Source organism: Streptomyces sp. NPDC057474, assembly GCF_042802555.1.
In the GTDB taxonomy this organism is placed as follows: Bacteria; Actinomycetota; Actinomycetes; order Streptomycetales; family Streptomycetaceae; genus Streptomyces.
This window is the reverse complement of record NZ_JBHVDX010000115.1, coordinates 24667-30666: the sequence shown is the minus strand read 5'-3', so window position 1 is coordinate 30666 and position 6000 is coordinate 24667. Positions and strand designations below refer to the sequence as shown.

At 66.8% G+C, this 6000-nt stretch carries 5 protein-coding genes; all 5 read right to left on the bottom strand.

The genetic code is table 11. The annotated features are described in order from the left end of the window. Positions 1-44 precede the first annotated feature (44 nt). Complete coding sequence (locus ACFU53_RS27970) at positions 45-761, bottom strand: ABC transporter ATP-binding protein (RefSeq protein WP_383998029.1); 717 nt, start codon at positions 759-761, stop codon at positions 45-47. Beyond that, a complete protein-coding gene (locus tag ACFU53_RS27965; protein WP_383998026.1) occupies positions 758-1666 on the bottom strand; it encodes an ABC transporter ATP-binding protein in 909 nt (302 codons plus the stop codon). The genes ACFU53_RS27970 and ACFU53_RS27965 overlap by 4 nt, the downstream gene beginning before the upstream one ends. 4 nt (positions 1667-1670) lie before the next feature. Further along, entirely contained in the window at positions 1671-3497 is a 1827-nt protein-coding gene (locus tag ACFU53_RS27960) for a branched-chain amino acid ABC transporter permease (protein WP_383998023.1), read from the bottom strand. Positions 3498-3502: 5 nt separating this feature from the next. Then, positions 3503-4435: a branched-chain amino acid ABC transporter permease gene (locus ACFU53_RS27955; protein WP_383998020.1), complete on the bottom strand. Its 933-nt coding sequence runs from the start codon at positions 4433-4435 to the stop codon at positions 3503-3505. Between the two features lie 108 nt (positions 4436-4543). Further along, positions 4544-5773 (bottom strand): branched-chain amino acid ABC transporter substrate-binding protein, encoded by a 1230-nt coding sequence (locus ACFU53_RS27950; protein WP_383998017.1) that lies wholly within the window; start codon positions 5771-5773, stop codon positions 4544-4546. Positions 5774-6000 lie beyond the last annotated feature (227 nt).

Here is a 6000-nt window from a genome sequence, read left to right as displayed (position 1 = left end):
CACCTGAAAGGGGGCGCGGGCCTCGTCGTACGCGATGCCGTACCTCAGTCCTCGCCGAGGTAGGCCTTGCGGACCGACTCGTCGTGGAGCAGGTCGGAGCCCGTGCCGGAGAGGACGATCTTGCCGATCTCCATGACGTGGCCCTGGTCGGCGAGGGAGAGCGCGGCCTGCGCGTTCTGTTCGACGAGCAGGATCGTGGTGCCTTGGGACTTCAGTTCGGCGATCGTGGCCATGATCTTCTGCATCATGATGGGGGAGAGGCCCATGGAGGGCTCGTCCAGCATCAGCAGCTTCGGCTGGGACATCAGGGCGCGGCCCATTGCCAGCATCTGCTGCTCGCCACCCGACAACGTACCGGCGGCCTGCTTACGGCGTTCACCCAGGATGGGGAAGAGGTCGTAGGCGCGCTGGATGTCCTTCTCGATGCCGGGCTTGTCGTTGCGCAGGAAGGCGCCGAGGCGGAGGTTGTCCTCGATGGTCATGCGCGGGAAGATGTGCCGCCCCTCGGGGGAGTGGGCGAGTCCGAGCGCGACGATGTCGTGCGCGGGGACTTTCTTCAGTGACTTGCCGTTGAACTTGACCTGGCCGCCTGCCGGCTTCAGCAGGCCGGAGAGGGTGCGCAGGGTGGTGGTTTTGCCGGCGCCGTTGGTACCGATGAGGGTGACGACTTCGCCGGCGTTGACCTTGAAGGAGATCCCCTTGACGGCTTCGATTTTGCCGTAGGCGACCCGGAGGTCGTCGACTTCGAGGAGTGCGGTCATCGGTCGTTCTCCTTGCCGGGCGCGGCGTCCTTCGTGGGCGCGGCGTGTGCTTCGGCGGCCTCGACTTCGGCGACCTCGTCCTGGCCGGGTGCGTCTTCGAAGGGTTCGCCGAGGTAGGCGGCGACGACGCGCTCGTCGCCCTGCACGGTGGCGCTGTCGCCCTCGACGAGTTTTTCGCCCTGGACGAGGACGGCGACGCGGTCGCAGAGGTTGAAGATGAACCGCATGTCGTGCTCGATGACGAGGACGGCGATGCCCTTGTCGCGGATGGCGAAGACCAGTTCTTCGGTCGTTCGTGTCTCCTGGGGGTTCATGCCGGCGGTGGGCTCGTCGAGGAGGAGCAGGCCGGGTTCGCTCGCCAACGCCCGTGCGATCTCCAGCTTGCGCTGTTCGCCGTAGGGGAGGTTGCGGGCGAGGTGTTCGGCCTTGGCGTCGAGGCCGACGAACTCCAGGAGTTCCATGGCGCGTGCGCGGGAGGCGGCTTCGGCCTTGTGGAAGCCGGGGCCGCGCAGGAGGGCGGACCAGAGGCCTTCCTTGGTGCGGGTGTGGCGTCCGACGAGCACGTTTTCCAGGACCGTCATGTTGGCGAAGAGACGGATGTTCTGGAAGGTGCGGGCGATGCCTGCCGCGGTGACCTTGAAGGACTGGGGCGGCAGGATCTGGCCTTTGTAGCGGACTTCGCCTTCGGTGGGGATGTAGAGGCCGGTGAGGCAGTTGAAGAAGGTCGTCTTGCCGGCGCCGTTGGGGCCGATGAGTCCGACGATCTCGCCGCTGTTGACGGTGAGGTTGACGTTGCGTACGGCGGTGAGGCCGCCGAAGCGCATGGTGACGCCGCGGGCGTCGAGGACGGTTTCGCCGGGGGCGGTGGCGCCGGGTGCGGTGTCCTTGGTGGTGTCGGTTGTCATGTGGTCAGGCCCCTGCCTTGCTGAGGACTGTGGGTGCTTCGGCGTCTTCGTGGAATTCGAGCTGGCGGCGCCGGTTGGGGATGAGGCCTTCCGGGCGGAAGCGCATCAGCAGGACGAGCGCGAGGCCGAAGGCGAAAAGCTGGTAGTCGTCGAGGAACTGGAGCTTGGCGGGGATGAGGTAGAGCAGTGCGGCGCCGACGAGCGGGCCGCTGATGGTTCCCATGCCGCCGAGGACGACTGCCGCGAGCAGGAAGGCCGAGTTGGGCGGGACGACCGCGGCGAACTGGTACTGCTCGGGTGTCACGGTGTAGGTGACGTGGGCCTGGACGGTGCCGGCGAGGCCGGCGAGGGCGGCGCCGAGTGCGAAGGCGATGAGCTTGACGCGGAAGCCGTTGATGCCCATGGCGAGTGCGGCTGTCTCGTCCTCGCGGATGGCGATCCAGGCGCGGCCTATGCGGGAGTCGCTGCTGCGCCGGAAGACGATCACGACGACGAGCGTGATGAAGAGCATCAGGAAGAAGTAGTTGGCGAATCGCGCGATGGTGAATCCGGCGATGGTGTGCTCTTGGCCGAAGTCGAAGCCGAGGATGTTGAGGTTCGGGATCGAGGAGATGCCGTTGGAGCCGTTGGTGATGTCGGGTCCGGAGGTGCCGTCCATGTTGAGGACGGCGATGCGGAAGATCTCACCGAAGCCGAGGGTGACGATGGCGAGATAGTCGCCGCGCAGTCGGAGGGTGGGGGCGCCGATGATGACGCCGAAGATCATGGCGACGGCGGCGCCGAGGATGGCGGAGGCCCAGAACGGCAGGTGGATGTCGAACGGGGAGGAGGGGGAGCCGGAGACCATGGCCGCGGTGTAGGCGCCGACGCCGAGGAAGGCGACGTATCCGAGGTCGAGGAGGCCGGCGAGGCCGACGACGATGTTGAGGCCGAGGGCGACGGTGGCGAAGATCAGGATGTAGACGCCGATGGTCGCGTACTGGTCGTCGGACTGGGTGAAGGGGAATGCGGCGGCCGCGACGAATGCGCCGGTCATGGTGATCGTGCGGTGTTTGGTGGTGACCGCGGAGACCCGGCCGGCGAGACCGGCTTTGGCGATGGCGGCGAAGCCGAAGCCGGCGGTGAGCATGAAGCCGACGAAGAGTTCGTCGTATTCGGTGCCGATGCCGTAGGTGAAGACGATCAGGCCGAGCGCCATGGCCGCGATGATGATGAGGATTTCGGCGTAGGCGGGGAGTGCGCGGGCCGGGGTGGCGGTGCCGGTGGCGAAGCAGGCCTTGGTGACGGCCCAGGTGTTGCGGCCGCCCAGCTGCAGATTTTCCCAGGCGGTGTCCTCGGGGTCGGCGATCTCGGGTTCCGGCCGGGTGAAGGGCAGGGCGAGTGCGCCGAGCAGGGCGACGAGCGTGGCGACGGCCACGACGTACCCGCCGGGTTCGAGGTTGGCCAGGCCGCCGAGTTGGACGCTGATCGCGATGATCGTGAACCAGGCGGTGACGAAGGTGCCGAGTGCGGCCAGTTTGAGGGCGCTGTCGGCGCCGGCGGGGACGAGCCAGCGCAGGCCCTTGATGCCGTAGGAGGCGAGGCCGAACAGGGCGGTGAGGGCGCCGCCGATGAGGACGAGGACCTGGAGGCCGCCGGGGTATCCGTAGACCGTGAGGTTGCCGGGGAATGCGGCGGTCCAGGTCCAGGAGAGGAAGGCGGAGATCACGGCGAGGACGCCGCCGCCGGTGGCGAGGGCGCGGCCGATGTTCTCGGGGATGCCGACGAGACCCCTGGGGGTGGTGTCGTGCTTGGTGGTGGGTGCCGGGGAGGCGGTGGTGTTTGTGGTCATCGGTGTCACGCCCTGTCCGCCACGCGCTCACCGAGCAGGCCCTGTGGCCTGAACAGGAGCACGAGGATGAGGAGTACGAACGCCCAGACGTCGGCCCAGGACTGGCTGCCGAACTGTGCCATGCCGGGGATGTCGGCGATGTAGGCCGTGGACAGTGCTTCGGCGAGGCCGAGGACGACGCCGCCGAGCATGGCGCCGTAGATGTTGCCGATGCCGCCGAGGACAGCTGCGGTGAAGGCCTTGAGGCCGAGGATGAAGCCCATGCGGAACTGGACCTGGCCGTACTTGAGGCCGTAGGCGACGGCTCCGACGGCGGCGAACGCGGCGCCGAGGGCGAAGGCGACCACGATGATGCGGTCGGTGTTGATGCCCATGAGTTTGGCGGTGTCGGGGTCCTGTGCGGTGGCCTGCATGCCGCGGCCGGTGCGGGTCTTCATGACGAAGTAGGCGAGGACCGCCATGCTGATGGGGGCTGCGATGAGCAGGAAGATGTCACCGGTCTGGATGGTGACGTTGCCGATCTCGAAGGGGCCGCCCTCGATCTGGGGGAAGTTGATGGACTCCTTGGCGTCCGGGTACCACGCCCACACCGCTTGCTGAAGGGCCAGGGAGAGGCCGATGGCGGTGATGAGGGGGGCCAGGCGTGGGGCGGTGCGCAGGGGGCGGTAGGCCAGTCGTTCGGCTCCCACGGCGGCGAGTACGGCGACGATGATGCCGCCGACGAGCATCATCGGCAGTGCGACCCACATGGTGGTGCCGTCGGGCAGCACGTACAAGTAGACCGTGATGGCTCCGAAGCCGCCCAGCATGAAGATTTCACCGTGGGCGAAGTTGATGAGCTGGACGATGCCATAGACCATCGTGTAGCCGATGGCGACCAGCCCGTACATGGATCCTAGTAGCAGGCCGTTGACCAGCTGCTGCGGCAGTTCGTTCACCGCATGTCCTCCGAGACTTTCGGATGTTCGACGAATGTGACCGGATGCAAGTCCGCGCGGGGCGCTTTGGTGCGGCGCCCCGCGCGGCTCATGGGTGTGTGGGTGGGGTCAGTCGGCGAGGGTGCCGGACTTGACGGCCTTCCACGCGCCGCCTTCGACCTGGTACACGGTGAGTTGCTTGTTGGTGGTGTCACCGTATTCGTCGAAGGCGACCTTGCCGGTCACGCCGTCGAAGGCGACGTTCTGCATGGCCTCGGTGATCTTGGCGCGGGCGTCCTTGGGAAGCTTGCCGTCGTTGTCCTCGACGACCTTCTTGACGGCCTCGATGATGGCCCACGTCGAGTCGTAGGAGTAGCCGCCGTAGGCGGAGTAGCTGTCCTTGTAGCCCTCGGCCTTGTAGTTGGCGACGAAGTCCTTGGCGGAGGGCAGTTCCTCGACAGGGGCGCCGACGGAGGTGGCGAGGTCGCCGGTGCTGGCGGTGCCGCCGAGCTTGATGTACTCGGGGTCGTACATGCCGTCGCCGCCGACGACGGGGATGTTGGCGCCGGCCGCCTTGATCTGCTTGGTGAGCGGTCCGGACTGCGGGTACTCACCGCCGTAGTAGACGACGTCGGCGCCCGAGGTCTTGACCTTGGTGGCGACCGCGGAGAAGTCCTTGGTCTCGGGGTTGATGTGCTCGGTGCCGGCGACTTCGCCGCCGAGCTTCTTGAACTCGTTGGTGAAGGTGGCGGCGAGGCCGGCGCCGTAGGTCTTCTTGTCGTCGATGACGAAGACCTTCTTCTTCTTCGCATCGTTGTACAGGTACTGCGCGGCGAACGGGCCCTGGACGGCGTCCGTGGTCGCGGTGCGGAAGTACGACTTGTACGGGCGGACCTTCTTGGTCTGCCAGTCGGCGCCCTGGGTGAGGGTCGGGCCGGTGTTGGCCGGGGAGACCTCGACGAGCTTGGCGTCGTCGAAGACCTTCTGCATCGACTCGGCGACGCCGGAGTTCAGCGGGCCGACGACGCCGAGGAGGTCCTTGTTGGCGACGAACGACACGGCGTTCTGCTGGCCCGAGGAGGGCTGCGCCTGGTCGTCGAGGGCGTCGATCTCGAAGGTTATGCCTTCGACGTACTTGTCCTTGTTGGCGGTCTTGACCGCGAGGTCGGCGGAGTTCTTGATGCCGAGGCCCATGGCGGAGAGGTCACCGGTCAGCGGGGCGTCGACGCCGATGACGACCTTGATGCCATCGCTGGTGTCCGAGCCGCCGTTGCCCTCGTCACGCGATCCACAGGCGGTGAGTGTGAGTGCTCCCGCCGCCAGCGCGGCGGTGATGGCGATGAGCGAACGTTGACGCACGGTCAGTCCTTTCCCTGGCGCGGCCCTTCCTGTTTGGAAGCGGCCGAGTCGAGCGCTGGGCCGAAGACGTGACTTCGATTCCGTTGGCGCGGTGACTGGGCGTGACTCTAAGCGGGTGTGGGGAATGTGTAGGAGGGTCTGGCCAAGGCTGTGACGCTCTTGTTATGACACGAGGTAATGCAGAGCGGTACTCGGTGGGTGGATGTGCGTAATTCGGGCCGATTCGC

Coding starts and splice junctions, on each gene's coding strand:
- ACFU53_RS27960 (WP_383998023.1), bottom strand. CDS start 3,497: ATGACCACAAACACCACCGCCTCCCCGGCACCCACCACCAAGCACGAC.
- ACFU53_RS27965 (WP_383998026.1), bottom strand. CDS start 1,666: ATGACAACCGACACCACCAAGGACACCGCACCCGGCGCCACCGCCCCC.
- ACFU53_RS27970 (WP_383998029.1), bottom strand. CDS start 761: ATGACCGCACTCCTCGAAGTCGACGACCTCCGGGTCGCCTACGGCAAA.